Annotated in this window: 10 protein-coding genes; 5 read left to right on the top strand and 5 right to left on the bottom strand. The window is 69.7% G+C overall.

The annotated features are described in order from the left end of the window. Nucleotides 1–382 precede the first annotated feature (382 nt). Nucleotides 383–4648 carry a ricin-type beta-trefoil lectin domain protein gene (locus tag AC3IYJ_RS26515; RefSeq protein ID WP_489397238.1) on the top strand — a complete coding sequence of 1422 codons (4266 nt, stop codon included), beginning with the start codon at nt 383–385 and terminating at the stop codon, nt 4646–4648. A 215-nt stretch (nt 4649–4863) separates the two neighbouring features. On the opposite strand, the gene AC3IYJ_RS26510 is transcribed toward AC3IYJ_RS26515, so the two are convergent. Both AC3IYJ_RS26510 and AC3IYJ_RS26505 read right to left on the bottom strand, forming a co-directional pair. After that, a complete protein-coding gene (locus AC3IYJ_RS26510; RefSeq protein ID WP_489397237.1) occupies nt 4864–5124 on the bottom strand; it encodes a hypothetical protein in 261 nt (86 codons plus the stop codon). A 5-nt stretch (nt 5125–5129) separates the two neighbouring features. Continuing rightward, complete coding sequence (locus tag AC3IYJ_RS26505; protein WP_489397236.1) at nt 5130–12368, bottom strand: polymorphic toxin type 17 domain-containing protein; 7239 nt, start codon at nt 12366–12368, stop codon at nt 5130–5132. 611 nt (nt 12369–12979) lie between these two features. Here AC3IYJ_RS26505 and AC3IYJ_RS26500 point away from each other — a divergent pair. Both AC3IYJ_RS26500 and AC3IYJ_RS26495 read left to right on the top strand, forming a co-directional pair. After that, entirely contained in the window at nt 12980–13963 is a 984-nt protein-coding gene (locus tag AC3IYJ_RS26500) for an XdhC family protein (RefSeq protein ID WP_489397235.1), read from the top strand. An 82-nt stretch (nt 13964–14045) separates the two neighbouring features. Then, nucleotides 14046–14444: a DUF6479 family protein gene (locus AC3IYJ_RS26495; RefSeq protein WP_489397234.1), complete on the top strand. Its 399-nt coding sequence runs from the start codon at nt 14046–14048 to the stop codon at nt 14442–14444. A 77-nt stretch (nt 14445–14521) separates the two neighbouring features. On the opposite strand, the gene AC3IYJ_RS26490 is transcribed toward AC3IYJ_RS26495, so the two are convergent. Both AC3IYJ_RS26490 and ligD read right to left on the bottom strand, forming a co-directional pair. Further along, complete coding sequence (locus AC3IYJ_RS26490; protein WP_489402937.1) at nt 14522–15412, bottom strand: ATP-dependent DNA ligase; 891 nt, start codon at nt 15410–15412, stop codon at nt 14522–14524. Beyond that, nucleotides 15412–16296, bottom strand: a complete 885-nt coding sequence (gene ligD, locus AC3IYJ_RS26485) for a non-homologous end-joining DNA ligase (protein WP_489397233.1) — start codon at nt 16294–16296, stop codon at nt 15412–15414. The genes AC3IYJ_RS26490 and ligD overlap by 1 nt, the downstream gene beginning before the upstream one ends. A 31-nt stretch (nt 16297–16327) precedes the next feature. Here ligD and ku point away from each other — a divergent pair, with 31 nt between their 5' ends. Further along, nucleotides 16328–17407, top strand: coding sequence for a non-homologous end joining protein Ku (gene ku, locus AC3IYJ_RS26480; RefSeq protein ID WP_489397232.1), 1080 nt, complete (start codon nt 16328–16330; stop codon nt 17405–17407). Between the two features lie 455 nt (nt 17408–17862). On the opposite strand, the gene AC3IYJ_RS26475 is transcribed toward ku, so the two are convergent. Further along, complete coding sequence (locus AC3IYJ_RS26475; RefSeq protein WP_489397231.1) at nt 17863–18654, bottom strand: nuclease-related domain-containing protein; 792 nt, start codon at nt 18652–18654, stop codon at nt 17863–17865. A 332-nt stretch (nt 18655–18986) separates the two neighbouring features. Here AC3IYJ_RS26475 and AC3IYJ_RS26470 point away from each other — a divergent pair, with 332 nt between their 5' ends. Beyond that, complete coding sequence (locus AC3IYJ_RS26470; protein WP_489397230.1) at nt 18987–19619, top strand: hypothetical protein; 633 nt, start codon at nt 18987–18989, stop codon at nt 19617–19619. Nucleotides 19620–19623 lie beyond the last annotated feature (4 nt).

Here is a 19623-nt window from a genome sequence, read left to right as displayed (position 1 = left end):
TGCCGTCGCGATCCACCGCCCCCGGCCGACGGTTTTCCCTGGGGCCACCCCCGCAGGGGCCGCGCCGGCCGCCGCCGGATTCGGCCCGCCGGACGGTGCCGAGTGGCCAAGATCACTGCGGGCAGTAATCGGCCGTTATTCCCGGCAACGAGGATAGAGGTCGCAAATTGCGCATTGCCGGGCGGCTGAGCTCCTGTCAGAGTGCCCCGGACCTCTGCGCGCAATTGCGCGGAGACGCACATGTGTGGGGGAGAGCTCAAGCGTGTCCAATATACCAAGATCCGGACCGCCGAACCGAGTTGTACGGCAGACCATGAAAATGGTGCCGGGGAATTCGCGTCGGCAGATATCCACCACTGTGGTTATTGCTCTTTCCACGGCAATGCTGCTGTCCGCGCCGTACGTCGCGCAGGCGACCACGCCGCAGCCCGTTTCCGGCACCGCTGCCGCCGGGGGCGTGAGCAATCCGCCCGCCGCGCCCGTGCCCAGCAGTCCGGCCGAGAAGGCGCGCGCGGAAGCGGTGAAGACCGGCAAGGACGTGCCGGTACCCGAACTGACCACGGAGTTCAGCACGACCGTGGTGACGCCGAAGGGCAAGCTCCGCACCGAGCGGACCCTGCTGCCGGAGCGCACGAAGGGCAAGAAGGGCGAGTGGCTCGCTCTGGACGACACGTTGGCCGTGGGGGCGGACGGTGCGGTCGCTCCGAAGGCATCGAGTTCCGGGTTGGTCATCTCCGGTGGCGGATCGGGTCCGTTGGCGACCATGACGACCGAGGACGGCAAGCAGCTGTCGGTGTCGTCGCCGTTCCCGGGCGCGCTGCCCAAGCCGGAACTCACGGGGAACGGGGCACTGTTCAAGAACGTCGCCGTTGACACCGATCTGCAGGTGAACGCCACCAAGTGGGGCGGATACACCACGGTCGTGATCCTGCGGACGCCGGCCGCTGCCGCCAATCCGGCCGTTCACGATCTCGTCTTCCCCACCACCACCAAGGGCTTGACCCTTGCGAAGGGGGACGACGGCGGTCTCACGGCCACCGGCGGTGACGGCGGCGGATTCCGAGCGCCCGCGCCGCTGATGTGGTCCGCCAAGGAAGCCCGCCGGCCGGACGCCCGGGCCGCGAAGTTCGCGAACCCCGACGCCGCGGCATCGGCATCGGCCGGGGCTCCCCGCCCCGCCACCCCGAGCAATGCCCAGGGCCCCGGCACGGGTGCCACCGTGGCGGCCATCCCCGTCACCCGTGCCGCGGTGACCGGCTCGCAGGCCCAGGCCTCCGGTGCCATCGCGCTCGCGCCGACCCCGGAGCTGCTCGACGGGGACAACACCAGCTACCCGATCTACGTGGACCCGTCCTGGTCTCCGGACGCCCGCGGCAAGCAGCACCACGCGTGGGTCGGCTCGGCCTGGCCCGGCACGAGCAACTTCGACCGTACCGGCTCCGCCGACCGTGACCACCCGGGCGTCGGCTACCAGGGCTGGGAGACCCAGACGGGTGTCGAGCGCGCCCTGTACGAGTTCGACATCAACGGATACGCCGGCGCGACCGTCAACTACGCCAACCTGCGGGTCAACCAGTACATCTCCTCGGACTGGTCGTGCACGAACACGTACTCCGTGGACGTCTACCGGGCGAAGGAGTTCGGCAGCTCGGTCTCCTGGAACAACCACGAGATCCGTGAATGGATCGGCGACCACGACGTCCCCGGCAACGGCAACAGCTCCGACTGCTACTCCGACGTCCCCGTGGACTTCAACATCACCAACGCCATGCGTGACGCGATCCGCGACACCAGCAAGCCCATCGCCTTCGCCCTGCGAGGACCGGAGGGCTCCGGTAACAAGATCGCTTTCAAGCGCTTCAACTACAACGCGACGCTGAGCACGGAGTACGACTTCCCGCCCCGCGTCCCGGACAACCCGCACGCCATCCCGACCCCGCGCCGCGTGGTCGCCGGTGACACACAGGCCTGTCCCCCGGACGCGGTGGCCTCCCAGTACGGGTGGATCACCACGACCAACGTCACCCTCGCATCCACGGTCAGCAGCCCCAACCAGGGCCAGCTCACCGAGTGGGTGGACCTCTACGACGAGACCACTGCCACCACCGCGCACCAGAACTGGTCCGGATTCATCGGCACCGGCAGCGAGGCCCACTACACGACTCCCTTCGGCACGCTGAAGGACGGCCACAACTACGGGTGGGCCACCCGCGGCGACGACGGCCTGATCCGCGGCCCCTCCAGCGCCACCTGCCACTTCGCGGTGGACCTCACCCCTCCGGTCATGCAGTTCGGGCAGTTCACCGACCCGGCCACGCAGTTCCCGCCGGCGGGCAACGGCCAGATCAGCAACCTCCGTCTCGGTGACACGGGCAGGATTCCCGCCACGGCCTTCGACGCGAGCCCCGGTACGGGGCTGCGCAGCTCGGGCCTGGCCTGCGTGGAGTACGGCTTCGACCCGCAGCTGGTGGGTGCCACCCGCAAGTGCGGCAGCCCGCTGGTCTTCACGGGCATGAACGTCACGCCCACCCACTGGGGCACCAACACCGTCTACGCCCGGGTCCTCGACGAGGCCGGCAACGCCTCGCAGACCCTGTCGTACTCCTTCTACGTCCCGTGGAAGGACGGCCCCGTCGCCTTCGGTGACACCAGCGGAGACGCCCGTCCCGACATCCTGATCCCGGACGCCGCGGGCAACCTGATCGCGTTCGGCCGCGCCAGTGACCAGAGCCCCGAGAGCATGATCCCCAGCGGTACGACCGCCAGCGCCCTCCAGGGGCCGGAGGCCTCGGGCGGCAAGACCTGGAAGGACTACCGGGTCTCCCACCGCGGCGCCCGCGACCCCGGTGTCAACGTGGACGACCTCTTCGTGCACCACGACACGACGGGGGCCGGCGATCCCGGTGGCTCGGAGCTCTTCGCCTACGACAACAACCTGAGCAATCCGGGCACGTACGACCTGAGCAAGAAGACCACGCTCGAGAAGCCCCTGTGCAACACCGCGTACGCCTCTTCCTGCGCGGGCTACGACGCGGCCGACCCGCCGTCGTGGACGAACACCACGCAGATCACCATGACCGGCTCGACCAAGACCACGCGCACGCCCAGCCGCGCCGTCACCGAGGCCACCGGGGTGCTCGCGGTGGAAGCGGGCAAGCTGTGGTTCTACCCGGTGAAGTCGAACCAGACGCTGGCCTCGCCGAGTCTGGTCGACGCCGGCGCCACGTGGGGCGACAAGGACCTCATGGTCCCGGGCAACGCGCTGCACATCGGCGACACGGCCGACAGCGCTCCCGCCCTGTGGGTGCGCAACCGGACCACCGGTGACATCTTCCAGTACCAACTGCAGACGTCGACGCGTGCGGACACCCTCCTCGCGGTGACCGGCATCGCCGCGCAGCCCACCGCGCGGATCGGCTGGGGCGTCACGGGCGCCGTCTACTCGCGCGTCGGCTCCGACGGCGACGTGACCGACGACGGCGTACCGGACCTCTGGGCGCAGGATGCCAAGACCGGCATCCTGTACGTCTGGCCCGGCGTGGCGAGCGCCCCCGTCGCGGGAATCCGTACGGTGACGGGCTTCACCGCCCGCCATGCCCGCGGCGACGGCCTGACCCCGAGCATCGAACTGCGGCTCGACGGCAACGCGAAGGCCATCCCGGCCGCCGGCAACGCCACCACCGCGACGGCCGTCACGTACGCGTCGGCCGTGGTGGACGGCAAGGCCCGCACGGTCGGCGTCTTCGACGACGCCACCAAGTCGGTGGTCACCGGCCCCGCGAAGGCCGTCGACACCCGCAAGTCGTTCACCGTCAGCACGTGGGCGAAGCTCGACAAGGCCGACGGCGTGATCGTCAGCCAGGACCAGGCCCACGCCAGCGGTTTCATGCTGTGGGCCGACTCGGGCAACTGGCGCTTCGCCATCGCCCGCGGCGACGACGACGGCTGGCCGCACGACTTCAATACGGCCGTCACCCCGGCGAACGCCTTCAAGGCGGGAGTCTGGACGCAGCTCACGGCCACGTACAACGCCACGACGGGTGCGATGAGCCTCTACGTCAACGGCGTGCTGGCCTCCAGCGGCTACCACGCGGCGAACACCAGCCCCGCCCCGAGCGGTTCGCTGGTACTCGGCCGCTACAAGTACCAGAGCCAGCCCAGCAACTACCTCAAGGGCAGCATCTCCAATCTGTCCGTCTACCAGGGCTACACCCCCGAGGTGACGGCGTCCAAGGTCCAGGTCCGCTTCGCCGCGGCTCCGGACGTCTGCTTGGACGCGCCGAACGGCAACTCCGCCAACGGCGTACGTCCCCAGATCTGGAGCTGCAACACCTCGGACGCCCAGCAGTTCGACGTCACCGCCGACGGCCGGCTGACCCTGAAGGGCCAGTGCGTTGCCGCGAGCGCCGGCGGAACCGCCCCCGGCACCCCGATCATCTTCTGGGGCTGCATAGACGACCCCGGCCAGCAGTGGCTCCCCCGCGCTGACGGCAGCCTCTACAACCCGAGGTCGAACTCCTGCCTGGACGTCCCCTGGGCCGACCGCAACGCGGGCACCCAACTCCAGGTCTACGGCTGCAACGGCACCACCGCCCAGCGCTGGAGCATCCCGACGGTGACGGCGGCGAACCTGCCGTTCTCCCCGTAGTCCCTGTGGCCCTGAGCCTTCGGCAGCCTCCGTTACGGGGCTGCGAAGACCGGCTGATCCATTAGCGGCAAGTGACGCAGTGCACAGCCACTTGTCGGCGATGCAACAGAGGCCCCACCGGAAATAAATCCGGTGGGGCCTCTGTCATGTGCCCGCATCACTCAGGCATTAACTGTTCGCTGCCCGCAGCTCACCAGAATCGGCAACCGGGAATGTTACTCCGTTCCCTCTTCCGGATACCGTTCAGCCTGAACCTTGACAGATTCCCCACTGGACGTTTCCCCTTCGTGGACATGGCGTCCGGTCGACAGAAGGTCAGCTTCTGGAACCATGAACGTCTCGTCCCCGATGAGGACGGCATAGATCCTTCCGGACTCGCCTCGGCTTTTTCCAAGAATCACCCCACTGGAGCCGCCGATTCCGAGTTCCGCTGCATAGCCGGTCTCCAGCACAGTGACGATCTCATCGAAATCCATCCCCCTCACTTATGGGTCACCTCCCCAAAGGGATCGACATTGACATGCTTATCATCCCGCGAGAGCCAGCCAATTTTCTCTTTCCCTTGCTTCGACAATTGCACATCCCACTCGAAGGGATGGCCCGCCGTACGCGAAGGGCCCACCGTCCATTCGTTACCGAATCGATCGATGTACCCACCGCTACGGCCGCGAGGCAGAGGGCTTGCAGGATTGTAGCCCTTCGGGGGTACGTACCGGATACGCCCCTGGCTCGGTAGGCCGAATTCACTTCCAGGCCCTGCAGCTCGCATTCTCGACTTGATAGTCCAGCAATCGCTGTTATGAACGAGGACCGGCGTCTCTCCCGCCAGCACGTAGTACGTATGCAGATCCTCGACCGTGACGTTGTACGTGCGAATGCGGAGGTCGAAGGTCACTGCCCCCTTGACCAGAACAGTGGATCCGTCGTCGGAACGCAGCGTCATACCCGCGAGGATTTCACCCGCGGGAATCCAGCGGTTCGCCGAGACGGACCAGAAGGGATGTTCGTACGTTGCCGTGAGGTCACGGTCACCCTCGGGAGTCGAGAGAGTGATGTTGACGAAATGCTTGTCGTCCTCCGTGACGATGAGATTCGTAACGGCCCGGGGACCGGTCTCACCCGTCTGCGGATCTGTTGCGAGAACCAGGTCGCCGGTCTTTATTTCTTCGATGGGCCGACGGGACCCATCAGACATTTCCACTTGAGTGCCGGCCAGGAAGCATTTTCCGCAGGGCACCTTCCCCTTGCCTCCGCCCAATCCCATGGACAGAACGAGGTCGAAGAACGGGTTCTCGCAGACTGGGCAACGATTCGGCGGCTCGATGCTTTTTATTTCTTTGTAGTTGCCATAGAACTTGAATATCTCGTTGCAGGCGCCTGTCCCGTCGAGGTCACACGCATGGTCCCGGAACCAGAGTTCAACATTCAGTTCATAGCTGAGATCATCACGGTACGTACCGTTTCCTTGCATTTGCGCGACGGACGGGTACCCCTTTGATTGATATTTCTTGACCAGCTTGAGCGGAGGCAGGTCAGGTATGCCGTCTCCGAGGTCGTAGTCCACCCAGGTGTCACCGCCACCCGGAGTGCCGTCTTCATTGCGGTTGCTGCCGCTACCGGCGCTGGGGCCATGGGGCTGGCCGTCCGCACTGCAGAACGGCGGGCACTCCTTTCTCTCCGGGGCCCAGACGGACTGGTCGTTGTGGAAACTGCAGCCGTCGCAGTAGAGGCCGGACGGGTCGGCCAGGTTGACCGGGTCGTTGTTGCTGTAGGCGTAGCCGTTCCACTGCTGGGGGTTGATCGGCAGCAGTACCGGGTCGGCGCTGATGAACCGGCCCGTGGCGGGCTGGTACTGGCGGGCACCCAGGTTGGTCAGCCCGGTCGCGGTGTCCAGCGTGCCGCCGACGAAGCCCTTGTCACCGCCCCACGTGCCCGGCGCCGGCTGTGTGCCGCGCGGGTTTCCGAACGGATCCATCGCGCGTCGGGAGACGGCCAAGGTGTCCGAATCGATCGTGAGCTGGCCGCTGCCGTGGTGGTCGGCGAGTTGGATCGTCATGGCACCCGTACCGACGCGGACCATGGCCAGATCGCCGGGGATCGCGTAGTACCGCGTGCCCGTCAGGGCCTTGGTCGTCGTGTCATAGGTGAGCTCGTCCGTACCGAGGCGGATCGTGTTCCTGCCCGGGTTGCGCTGGATGAGCTGGTTGCCGGAGGCGTCGTAGAGGTAGGAGGTGGTCTGGTCGAGTGCCGACCATTTCTGGCCGGCGGGCACAGTGGTGGCGCAGTCGCCGAGGAGAAGGTCGACGCTGTTCGTGCTCACGTCACCCGGTACGGCGAGGCAGCGGGTGGCCGCCGCGTTGTAGAGGGTTCCGTCGGCGCGCTTGGTCCAGGTCTGGGCGGGAGTTCCGTCGCAGGGCTGGAGCAGGATGGTGGAGCCGGTCGTGGTGCCCGTGGTGGTGAGGCACTTGTTGAACACCTTGAGCAGCGAGCCGGTCAGGGTGAACTTCTGGCCGCCGTTCCCGTTGCAGGTGTAGATCTGGGCCGGGGTGCCGTTGGCGGAGCTTCCGCCCTGCATGTCCAGGCACTTCCCGCCGATGCCCGTGATCGAGATGGCGGGCGTGACGCTTTCCAGCTTGCCCTCGGCGTTCCAGACCAGCCCCGAGGTGCCGGTCTTGGAGGTGTACAGGCTGGTGGTGTTGCCGACGGCGTCGTAGCGGTTGCTGCCGGACACCGTGGTGGAGGTGCCGACCTTGCTGCTGGTTCCGGTCAGCGCGTGCGCGCCGCCCGTGCCGGTGCCGCTGTTGACCGTTCCGGCGGCCGGGAAGGTCTGGGTGGTGACCGTGTCCTTGGTGGTGTCCCCGGTGAGGTCGTGGGCGGTGAACGTCTTGCGGTTGCCCGTGACGTCGTAGGTGTAGTCGTGCCAGTAGGGGCTGGACCCGCCGACCGTCGCCGCGGAAGGCGCCGTGCTGGTGCACCGGCCCTGGTCCGCGGTCTGCTTGAGGCCTGCGGCGGGGACGGTGATGCCGGCGGTGTCGGTCCAGGCCGTCGTCATCCGGCCGAGGCTGTCGTAGGTGAAGCATTGCCGGTCGGTGGCCGAGGGCGTGTTGTCCGGAACCGTGGTGACCGAGGTGATCCGCCCCGAATCGTCGTACGTGTAGCCGGTCTGCTGGACCGCGCCGGTGACCGAGGTCTGCTTGTCCAGGTACTGGTTGCGCAGCCGCCCGGTCGACTGGTCGTAGTCGGCTGTGACCACGACCTGCTTCGCATACGGGTTCACCGTCGAGCGGATGACCCTGCCCAGAGCGTCGTAGTCGCTCTGCACGTCGTACGTGGTCGCGCCGGCGTACTTGTACATCTGGCCGTAGTCGTTGTACGAGTACGCCATGTCGTCGAACGGCAGACCACCCATCGCGGGCAGCGTCGAGGCCTTGACCTGGCCCGTGAGCTTGTCGTACTGCGCGGTCGTCGTGTAGTTGAAGGTGGTGCCGGCAGCCTGACCCACCTCGGTGCCCGGGATGGCGATGGTGGAGGCGGTGACGCGGTAGGCGTCGTCGTACGCCGTCACGGTGGTGGTGTAGGCCTGGCCCGCGCTGCCCCCGACGTATCGGGTCGAGGAAGTCGACTGCCCCTTCGCGACGGTGTCGAAGGTGGATCCGGTGAGCTGCTTGGCCGCGGTGATGGAGCCGTCGTACGAACCGGTCCTACGCCCGGCCAGGTCGTAGGTGTAGAGCAGCTTCTTGTTGCGGGCGTCCGTGGTGCCGGCAACGCGCGAGGCGTTGTCGTACTGGGTGACCGTCGCTCCGGCGTCCGGGTCGACCCGCTGGATCTCCCGTCCCTGGAGGTCGTAGGTGTACTTCCAGGTGTTGCCCGCCGCGTCCTTGTGCGTCTCGGGAGCGCCTGCGGGGGTGTAGGTGTACGCCGTGACCGTGGCGTCGGCTCGGTTGCCCGTGGCTGTGGCGGTGCTGTACTGCCAGGCCTCGGTGGTGCGCCCTCGGACATCAGTGAACGTACTGCCGGGGTAGGACCCCTGCGGGGGGACCACGTCCGTGCGGCCCGCGTCCGGGTAGCTGGTCGTCGTACGGGACTGCTCCACGCCCTTCGACCAGGACGCCGTCACGGTCGGCCTGCCTCGGCCGTCGTAGGAGGTCCGGGCCTGCTGCGGGATGGTGGAGTCCGCCGCCACGACGAGGGTGCTGCCGGGGGCAGCGGAGTTGTCGTACCAGGCGGTGCTGACCGTGGCCTCATGGCCCTGGGAGTCGTACTTGCTGTCGCTGACGAGCCGGCCCGTGTAGGCCGGGTTGGGGGAAGACGACTGGATCTGCCGGCTGCGGCCGAAGCCGTCGAGCAGGTCCACCGCCTTCGTCCGGACGGGGGTCTGCCCGTCCTTGGTGAGCGTGTTCGTCGTCATGGAGGACGGCACACCCGGCTTGTCGGACAGCGAGTAGGTGAAGGTCTTGTTCGCCTCGGGGTTGGACTGCGGGGTCCGGCCCGGCAGCCAGACGGCCTTCACCCGGCCGAGGGCGTCGAAGGTCTGGGTGGTGACCTTGCCGTTGGGGTCCGTGGTGGTCAGGCGAGCACTACGGCGGGTGTCCATGGCGTGGACGGTGTCCCAGGTGGAGGTGGCCCCCGGTGCCGACACGGAGACGGTGATGGTCTGTGCCAGTTCACCGGTCGCGGCCGGGGTGTACGTGGTGCTCGTGGTGGCGCCACCGGGGTGTTGCGTGTCGGTGGTGCGGGGGTCGGTCACCGTCGCCACGCGACCGTAGACGTCGGCCGTGAGAGTGCTGGTGGTGACGTAGGCCGGGGTGCCGTCCGCGTTGTAGTGGTCCAGGACCTGGGTGCCGGACGGTGCGCCGATCGCCCCCGCCTGGCCATGGGCCAGGCCGTCGAACAGGCTTCGCTTTCCGCCCACGGTGTTCGTGGCGTCCGGCGAAGCCGTACACGCGTTGGGGCCGGAGACCGTGAGCGTCTCGGAGAGTAGGTCGGTGCGCTGGGCGTCCGGTCCCGTCGCGTACTTGGGGCGGGTGCAGAGGTCAGGCAGGCCGTCCGCCTGGTCGAGAGTGGTGTCCGCCCGGTTGTTCTGAGCCGAGTCGGTGTGCGCCGTTTCGGTGCGGGTGCGCCAGGTGCCGTCCGCCTTGCGCTCCTGGCTGGTGGCCGTGGTCGTGGTCGAGCCGTAGCGGGCCACGAGGTCGGGCAGGCTGTTGCCGACGACGTGCCGCGCCGTTTCGACCTCGCCCGAAGCAGCGTTCACCGTACGGGCCACGACCGTGCCGTTGGCCTGGTCGAAGGTCTCGGTCTGGAGGACCGCGCCGCTGAGCCAGTCCACGTCGGTGACGTCCCGGCCGAGCGCGTCGGTCAGGTGGGCGCTGCGCGTGCTGTCGTCCTTGCGCTTGTCGCCGTCCATGCCGGGCCGGTACGTGGTGCGCGACTGGGACCGCGGGCCGTCCGTGCCGCTGCCCACGGTGGACGTCACGGTGGTGAAGCCGCGGAAATCACCCCAGGTACGGGCGTTGGCCTCGGTGAACTCGCTGTCGTCGCGGTGCCAGGCGGCCGGGCCGTAGGTGTAGTTGGAGATCTTCTGCGGTGCGTCCGTGGTGGTGTCGTTCTCCGTGACGGACTTGACGGTGTAGTGGTTGAACCAGTCCAGGACCGGGTCCGCGTCGGTGACCGAGCCCTTCGGGTTCCAGCGGACCGGGTAGCAGGCCATGGTGTTGTCGTCTTCTGCGGCCGGCATCACGTGGTTGATGCGGGAGCAGCCCGGCAGGTTGTAGTCGACGTTGAGGACGGCGCCGGTCTCGGTCTTGATCTGCTGGATCCGCGCCCGGTTCATGAGCGGCGGGGCCGGTACGAGGTCCGTGCCGTCGACCCGGTTGGGCATCAGGACCGGAGTGAACGTGACCGGCGTCATCGGGACGGCCGGAGTTTCGGCCTTGCCGGTGCGCAGGACGGAGTCGAGCCAGAGGACCTTCTCGCTGGTGGCGTCCTTCGGGTCGGGGAAGGAGTGCTTGAGGTCGTAGGAGTCGATGTCCTTCCAGGCCTTGTTGATGCGGACCTGGGAGGTGATGTTGGCCAGGCGCCGGGTGGTGAAGTAGGTCGGGCTGTAGTTGGTGCAGGTCCCCGTCTGCTTGCACTCCTGGTCGACGGGTACGTCCGGCCAGTTGGTCTTGTTGGCCACCGTGCGCTGGGCCGGATCACAGTTCGCCTGGTCCACGCAGCGCTCGGCCGTCGTGAAGTTGACGCGGGCGGCCGGCTCCAGGGCGCCCTTGGCGGCGATCTGGTCGCTCAGGCGCTGCCCGTAGGCGATCTTCTGGAGGGTGGTGGCACGGGTGTAGTCCGTACGGGTTCCGGTGCCGTTGTTCTGGGCGCCGCCGCGCTCGTACCAGTTGGTCTCGGGAGACCAGGTGTACGAGGTCAGGTTGCCGTTCGGGTCGACGACGTAGTCGAGGGAGAGGCGCTGCCACATCGTGCAGAAGGACGCCGCGCCCTTGGCGCTGTCGTAGCAGGGGTCGCCGCTCTTGGGCGAGTAGACCGGGACGCTGGAGACGGAGTTGGCGGCCGGGTCGGACTTGTCGCCGCCGGGCAGGTGGTTGACACCGAAGTAGAAGACGGTGCCGGAGCTGTCCGTCATCTTCGCGTAGGAGCCGTCCTTGACGCCGTTGGCCGCGCCCGAGACGAACTCGACCTTGCTGCCGTCATCGCCCTTCAGACGCCAGGTGCCCGTGGCCGCGTCCGTGGTGGCGCCGGCCGAGCCCTGGTTCTTGTCCCGGACGAGCTGCCCGCTGTGGGAACCCACCGAGACGGTGGCGTTGAAACCGCTCCAGCACAGGTCACCGGAGTTGTCGATGCCGTTCTTGTCGCACTGCTTGAACGACCGCTCGATGTAACCGGGGTTGAAGTCCCAGCCGTCGCCGACCCACGAGGCCTGCGAGTTCGTCGCGGACGTCCGGCCGTCCACCGAGGACGAGTTGTAGCCCAGCGCGACGGACGGCGGCGTGCCGCCGAGCGCGGGCGGCACTTCGACGGGATAGCTGTACATCATCGAACCAGCGGCTGCGCCCGTGGCCCAGCCCGACGAAGGGGCCAGCTGGGTCGCGGCGTAGGAACCACCACCACCCGAAGGGCCGGTCTCAGCGGCCAGCACCATGGCCTGGGCCGGTGCCGCGGGCCCGGCGAGGGAGCCGGAGCGGGAGCCGGAGGCCGACTGCGTCGACTGACCGGACCGCTTGGTCTGCGGTGTGAGTACGGAGCGGCTCGGGGCCGGGACCTCCAGGTCGGCGCTCACGCGCCCGGTGGCCTTGTCGAAGGCCATCGTCACGGGCGTGCGCTTGCGGCACTCGGGGAGTTCCGGGGTGAGGGACGCGCAGGAGGGCAGCGCCACCAGGCGGCCGCGCGAGGCGAACTGCCCGTCCGTGGCGGCCTGCAGGGCGTCCAGGCCGAGCGAAACGCGGGTGGGCACGGCGGCGGCCGGGCCGTCGGCCTGATGGGACACGGTGAGCGTCAGCAGGGCGCCGTTGATGCCGGCCGCTTCCGCGGTCCGCGTACCGCTACGGACGACGGTCACCGTCGTGCCGGCGGGATCCTTGGTACCGGTGGGCGCTATCCACACCGGCAGGTCCCCGGCCTTGGCGGGAGCATTCGCCCGTGCCGCGGCCAGGTTCGCCGCCCCGCTCTGGGCCGGAAGGCTCGCGGGGGCGCGCTGGGGCTTTACCCGGTCGGGCACCGCGTAAATCGGCGCGACTTTTCCAGCCGGGCGCGCGGTCGAAACATTCAGTGAAGCAGTCTTGGGAAGTGCGGTATGGGGCGGTTTCCATACTTTACTGAAGTCCGGACCGGACGGCACGGCCTCCCCGATGGGCACTGTGAGCAGCGATGTCGTCAAAGCCATGACGATCGGCACGGAGACCCGCATCCGATACTTTCGGCCCAAACGACGCATGCCAAATGCTGGCACTACGTATCCCCCCGAAATATTCCGAGACGGCTACCAGATCTCTAATGATCAGCAGCCCAATCGCTGGGAATTTACATGTAAAGATGACCTAAAGCTCACTGGGAATTAAGATCCATCTGTGTTTCGCGTCACGCCAGAATGGGGCATCTCGGGCCTTCTGGGAATTCCACCCATCGGTTCAATAAGAGCCTTGCATTCCGCTTTCGCACCGGCATTGGCCGCTGTTCCGGTGGTCCGTACGAAGGAACTGGGGCCGGGTCTGTGGGTTTTGGGGGGTGGGGCGCGGGGGTGGGGGTGCGTAGGTTGGTCGGGAGGCCACCTTGTGCTGCTGACCTGGTGCTTTGTGGCGTGCTCTGACGGTGAGGATGGGGCGGCACGAAATGCGTGACTTGGTGGAAACGGCGCAGCGGTGGGTGGCCGAGGGACGGTCCGGGTTCTTGGCCCGGCCCGTGACCGAGCAGGGGTTCGGGCCGCGGGATCCGGCCGGGGCGGTGCTCGTGGATGCGCGCGGGGAGTGCGCCGGGGCCCTGTACCGGGGGGTGTTCGACGCCGAACTGGTCGCGGAGGCCGCGGCGATGGGGCCCGGAGAGAGCGCACGGGTGTGCGAGGTGTCCGTCGGGATCGGCGAGGCCGTGGAGGCGAAGCTGACGTGCGGCGGGCAGGCCGAGGTGCTGCTGCAGCCGCTGAGCGCGATTCCAAGTGAGTGGTGGGAGCTGCTGGGGCAGGGGGTCGGGGTCGCGCTCGTGACCCGGCTGAACGAGGGGGCGGACCGGGCCGTCAGTGTCGTGGTGCGGGGTGCGGACGTGCCGTCCAGCGACGCCGAGCGGCGGGCCGGGGAGCTGCTGGGGACCCGGCGGCCGGGCCGGGACGCGCTGTACGCGGGCTCCGGGCTGGTGCTCGTGGAGGCGTACCCGTCGGCCCCCTGCGTCGTCATCGGCGGGACCGGGGAACTCGCCGAGGTCATCGAGGCGCAGGCCCGGCTGCTCGGGTGGGACGTCAGTACGGTCGGTTCCGCGGGTGAGGCGGAGAAGCTGCTGGAGCTGCGGCGCGACGCCGCCTGCCTGGCGATGCTCAGCCACGATCCGGAGTTCGACGTGCCGACGCTGCGCACCGCGCTCGCGCTCGGGATTCCGTACGTCGGCGCGCTCGGCTCCCGCAAGACCACCTCGCGGCGCCGCGAGGCGCTCCTCGCGGCCGGGGTGAGCGAGGCCCGGCTGCGTACGGTGCACGGGCCGATCGGCCTGGATCTCGGCGGCCAGACCCCGGCGGAGACGGCACTGGCCATCTGCGCCGAGATCCTGGCGGTGCTCGGGGGCCGGGAAGTGCGCGGGGTACGGGACTCCGACGGGCCCCTGAAGGGGTAGGAGCAGGCGCGGGGCCTTACGAAGAGCTTTCCTTCTGCCGCCGATCGGGTGGATTTCGGCGCAATACGGGAAAATAGGAAGTATGAACACGACCCTGACCTACATCGCGATGGACAGGACCCTGACCAACATCGCGTGGTTCCTGGTCGTCGGGCTCATCGTGGTCGGATTCCTGCTCGGCGGCTTCGTGCTGGGCAAGCGGGTCCGGGCACAGGAGCCCGCACCCCCCACTCCCGAGAGCCAGCCCCACCTGCCCGACGGCGGTGCGGTGTACGAGGTCTCCGAGGAGCGGGAGTACGTCGAATTCCCCGAGCGCGGACTGCGCCCGCACGAGATGCAGGGGTACGGGAACTTCGGCTCCCGGACCTCAAGCGATCAGGAGGAAGCGCGGGCCGAGCGGGAATCCGGGTACGAGCATCCCAATCCGAGGCCGCGAAAGCCCCCGACCCTGCCGCCGCTGGGCGGCGTGAAGCCCGCCTGAAGTCCTCCGACCATGTCTCGTGACCCGCGGCCACCCGCCGCGGGTCACAGGTCGGTCAGGTCACAGGTCCGTCAGGGTCACAGGTCCGTCCGCAGCCGCAGCACCTCCGGCGGCGGGTGGCGGGCCGAGGTGTGGCGGACCTCGGCCGTGAGGGGTGGGTCCAGCGGGCGGAAGGGGACCTCGCCGACCCCGATGGCCGTGGCCGTGGCGCCCTGGGCCGCGGCGCCCGGAGCCCGGGTGGCCACCGCCGCCGCCACCTCGACCCGTAGCGCCGCCGTCAGCGGGCTCGACACCAGCGGGGTCTCGTCCCCGACCGGCAGGACCAGGACGAGCGCCAGGGGGCGGCGCGCTGTGCCCGTGTATCCGACGACCGCCGCGTCGCGCACGTTGGTGTGGCGGAGCTTGAGCCAGTCGCGCCGGCCCGCCGGGTAGGCCTGGTCCATCCGCTTGACGACCAGGCCCTCGACGCCGCTGGCGGGCAGGGTCTCGTACCAGGTGGCCGCCAGTTCCGGGTCGGTGGTCATCGGCACCGGCTGGAGCGGCGGCCCCAGCGGCAGCAGCAGGTCGACGAGGAGCGCGCGCCTGCGTTCGTACGGCCGGGCGCGCAGGTCCAGCCCGGCGAGCTCCAGGACGTCGAAGGCCGCGTACGAGGCCGGCAGGGTGTGCGCCAGTACGGCGGCACGCGCGGCCGAGGCGGCCGCCGCGCGGCGCTGCACGAGCGCGAAGTCGGTGCGCCCGGCGTGCCAGACCACCACCTCCCCGTCGAGCACGGTCCCGGCGGGCAGCTGCCGGGCCGCGGCGGCGAGGTCGGGGAAGGCTTCGGTGACGATGCGGCCGGAGCGGGCCTGGAGGGTCACCCCCTCCAGAGTGCGCAGGACGACCAGGCGGTGGCCGTCGAACTTCGGCTCGTAGGCCAGCCCCGGCCCGCGCGGCAGGCTCCGTACGGCGGCGGCGAGCGCGACGGTGATCACGGGAGTCGCCCGGCCAGGTCGGGGAGGAGCAGGGGACCGAAGAGATCACCGTCGCGGGCCAGCCGGGGCGGGATGTCGTCGGCGAGGAACTGCAGGTCGGATGGGGTCCGGCAGGCCTCCACCTCGGCCCATGCGAGCGGGGTGGAGACGGTGGGCAGGGCGCGGGCGCGCAGGGTGTACGGGGCCGCGGTCGTCTTGGCGGCGGCGTTCTGGCTGTGGTCGACGAAGACCTTCCCGGCGCGCAGCGCCTTGGTCATCCGGTGCACCACGAGGTCGGGGAGCGCGCGCTCGGCCTCCTGGGCGAGGGTCTTCGCGTACGCCGACACCTGCTCGGAGGGGGTCGGCTCCAGCGGGACCGCCAGGTGCAGGCCCTTGGACCCGGAGGTCTTGGCGCAGGCGTGCAGGCCGTCGGCCGCGAGGCGCTCGCGCAGCCATAGGGCGGCCGCGCAGCATTCGACGGCGGTCGCGGGCGGGCCGGGGTCGAGGTCGAGGATCAGGCGGTCGGCGAGGGCGGGGGCGCCGGCCGGCCACTGGGGGGTGTGGAACTCGACGACGAGGTTGGCGGCCCACATCAGGGTGGCCATGTCGGCGACGACCACCTGTTCGGCCCGCAGGTCCTCGGAGCGGGGAACCGGGGTGGTTTTCACCCATTCGGGGGTACCGGGCGGCGGGTTCTTCGTGAAGAAGAGCTGGCCGTCCGGGCCGTCGGGATAGCGCAGGAACGACACCGGCCGGTCGTGGACGTGGGCCAGCAGCGAGGGCGCGACGGTGGCGTAGTAGTGCAGCACCTCGCCCTTGGTGAAGCCGGTCCCGGGGTACAGGACCTTGTCGAGATTGCTGAGCGCGATGCGACGCCCCTCCACCATCGTGATCGGCGTCATACGATGAGATTGCCATGAATCAGGAGGAACCGTGCGATCCATATGGAACGGGGCGATCTCTTTCGGCTTGGTCAGCATTCCGATCAAGCTCGTGAACGCCACCGAGAGCCACTCGATCTCCTTCCGCCAGATCCACGTCAGCGACGGCGGACGCGTCCGCTACCGCAAGGTGTGCGAGTTGGACGGGGAGGAAGTGTCGACCGCCGAGATCGGCAAGGGGTACGAGGATGCCGACGGGTCCCTCATCCCGATCACGGACGAGGACCTGGCACAGCTGCCGATCGCGACGGCGAGGACGATCGAGATCGTCTCGTTCGTACCGGCCGATGAGATCGATCCGTTGCAGATGGACGCGGCGTACTACCTCGCGGCGAACGGGGCGACGGCGTCGAAGCCGTACACCCTGCTCCGGGAGGCGCTGAAGCGGAGCCGGAAGGTCGCCATCGCGAAGTACGCGCTGCGGGGACGGGAACGGCTGGGCATGCTGCGGGTCGTCGGCGACGTGATCGCGATGCACGGGCTGCTGTGGCCGGACGAGATCCGGGTACCGGAAGGTATCGCGCCGGAGGGGACGGTGTCGGTACGGGAGGCCGAACTGGACCTGGCGGACGCGCTGATGGCGACGTTGGGAGAGGTCGACATGGCCTCGCTGCGCGACGACTACCGCGAGGCGGTGGAGGAGATGATCGCGGCGAAGGCGGGTGGTGGCGGTGGCGCGGTGGCCGCGGTGGCGGCCGAGCCGTCGGGGGGCCAAGTCATCGACCTGATGGCGGCGTTGGAGAACAGCGTACGGGCGGCGAAGGCGTCCCGGGCGGCGGGCGGAGCGGAGGAGGTCGCGGAGGTGACTCCGATCCGGCGCAAGCGGGGGCCTGCGGCCGGGGGGACGGGGGCGGCTGCGGCTGCGGCTGCGGCTGCGGCTGCGGCTGCGGCTGCGCCGAAGGGTGCCGGCGGGAAGAAGTCGACGGCGTCGACTGCCGCTGCTGCTGCGAAGAAGAAGTCGGCGGCGGCCGCCGCGAAGAAGACCACTTCGACGAAGTCGGCGGCGACGGCGGGTGCGGCTTCCGCTGCCGCGAAGAAGGCGACTCCCCCGCGCAAGCGGACCTCCGCCTGAGCCGGTTCCCTGCGGGGTCATTCCCCGACCCACCCTTCCACCGTTCCCCGGGCGCTGCCCGGACCCGGTCCTCAAGCGCCGGACGGGCTGGGGCGGGGCCCCGGGCTACGCCCGGACCCCTGGGGCTCCGCCCCAGACCCCGCGCCTCAAACGCCGGCGAGGCTGGATCAGGCCGGCGGGCCTGGACTTGGCCGGTGGGAGCAGGGCTGACCGGTTTCGAAGAAGTGCCTGGTGGGTCGGGGACGCCGCGGTTGTGAGTCGAGGCCGAGCGGGCACCGCGGCTCGTACTGTCCGACTCCGAAAGGCTCCGCGAGCCGAGACGAACTTCCGCGGCGGCACCGGCCCACCAACGAAGCCGGGTCAGCCCCGCCGGCGTTGTGAGGCGCGGGGGTCCGGGGGCAGCGCCCCCGGCAACGGCGGGACAGCCGAAAACAGCCCGGCAGCGGCACGACCCCCTACCCCCACGTGGTCCAGTCGCGCGCAGCCGCGAACAGCGCCTCCACGTCCGGCGGTTTGAGCATCACGGGGGCACCCGTAAGGAAGGGCGCCAGCGTCGGCGGAGTCAGGACGCGGACGTCGCGGAGGGTGGGAGCCACGTCCACCCGGGACGCGTCGGCCACCGCCAGGATCGGGGTCACCGTGGCCGACAGGGCCCGGGTCGCGCGGGCCGCCGCCCGGCGGCATGCGCGCGGGTCCGGGCGGGGTTCGGCGCGGCCCACCGTGAGGAGGAGTTCCCCGACCACCGTCCGCTGCCGACGCCCCGGCACCGCACGGACGCAGAAGACGCCCGGCGGGCCGATCACCAGGTGGTCCGTGATCCCGCCGAGGGAGTGCAGGACCCGCCACTCGTCGGACTCCGACAGCCCTTCCAGCACCTCGCCGATCCGCTGCCGCGCGGCGAGTTCCTGGCGCAGCCGGTGCCGGGCGCGGGTCCCGGCGGAGCCGTGGGTGAGCTCGCCCAGCAGGTCCTCCCCCGGACGGTTCGGGGCCAGGTCGTCGTCGGGCCGCAGGGCCAGGCGGCGCAGGTCCGCGGCCGTGGGAACCGGGGGCGGACCGATCGCGACCGTTCCCGTCAGGTACGGGCGCAAAGCCTTCAGGATCTCCTCCCTGCGCTCGTCCGCCAGCACGCTGATCCGGTTGGCCTTCCGGTCGTACCAGGCCACCGCCCGGCCGTCGGGCAGATTGACGTACAACCGCCCCCGGCCGGGCCGGCCGCTCGGCGCCACTGCGAGTCCCCGCGTAGCCATCGTCCTCACCCCCGCAGTCCATGGGAGCAGCCCCGGCGCCCGGCGGCAATCCCCCAGTCACGGATAGGGAGACGGATACGAATACGGACACCCGTACGGGTACGAGTGCGGGTGCAAGTACAGGTACGAGTACAGGTCCCCCCCGCCCCCGCAAGGGCCAGGGCCGAAGGTCCGGTCCCGGCCGGGACCCGTCCCGGCTTCGCGCCGTGTAACGACTCCGTCGGCTCGCTGCCGTACGGCTGTTACAAATGCGCGGCAGAACCGCAACGGCCGGTGCTTACGTTTATCCCACCTGGACGCACCAGGGCAGGACCCGTACCGAAGGACGCCCCGTGAACACCGTGAGCCGCAGCCGCCGCACTCTCGTTCGCGTCGCCGCCGTGGCCGCGTGCGCCGGCCCACTGCCGGCGTTCCCGGCGGCCGCCGCGCTCGCCGACGGGGTCCCCTCCGCCGCCTCCGCGCACGCCGGGGCTTCCCCGCGGACCCTGGTCCAGACCATCTCCCTCGCGGACGGCGTCTCCAGGGCGAAGGTCTACCGCGTCGCCAAGGGCGCCTTCCAGGCCGACGTGCTCACCGCCGACGGGACCAGGACCGCCACCCTGACCAGCAGCGACGGCATGGCGGACTTCGGCGACGCCGGAGCGCTGCACCTCGCGCTCCAGGCCGACGGCAAGCTCAGCTCCTGGGTCGGGGAGGACGTGCCCACCACCGAGCACGCCGTCACCGGCACCGGTGCGAGCGCCGGACACAAGACCGGGAACCGGGACGGGGCGGTCGTGCCCGCCTCCGACGTGACCGACCGCGCGGGTGGCTCCCGTTCCGCCGAGGCGCTGCGCCTGCACACCCTGGCCGACGGCCCCGGTGACGGCGCGATGCTGCTCGCCGTGGGCGGCGGCATCGCGGCGATCGGCGCCGCGGGTCTGGGCTTCGCGATGCTGCGCCGGGGGCGCACCGAAGAGGCGTAGCCCC

Source organism: Streptomyces sp. GL_140 (genome assembly GCF_057834465.1).
This window is presented reverse-complemented; position numbering and strand designations above follow the sequence as displayed.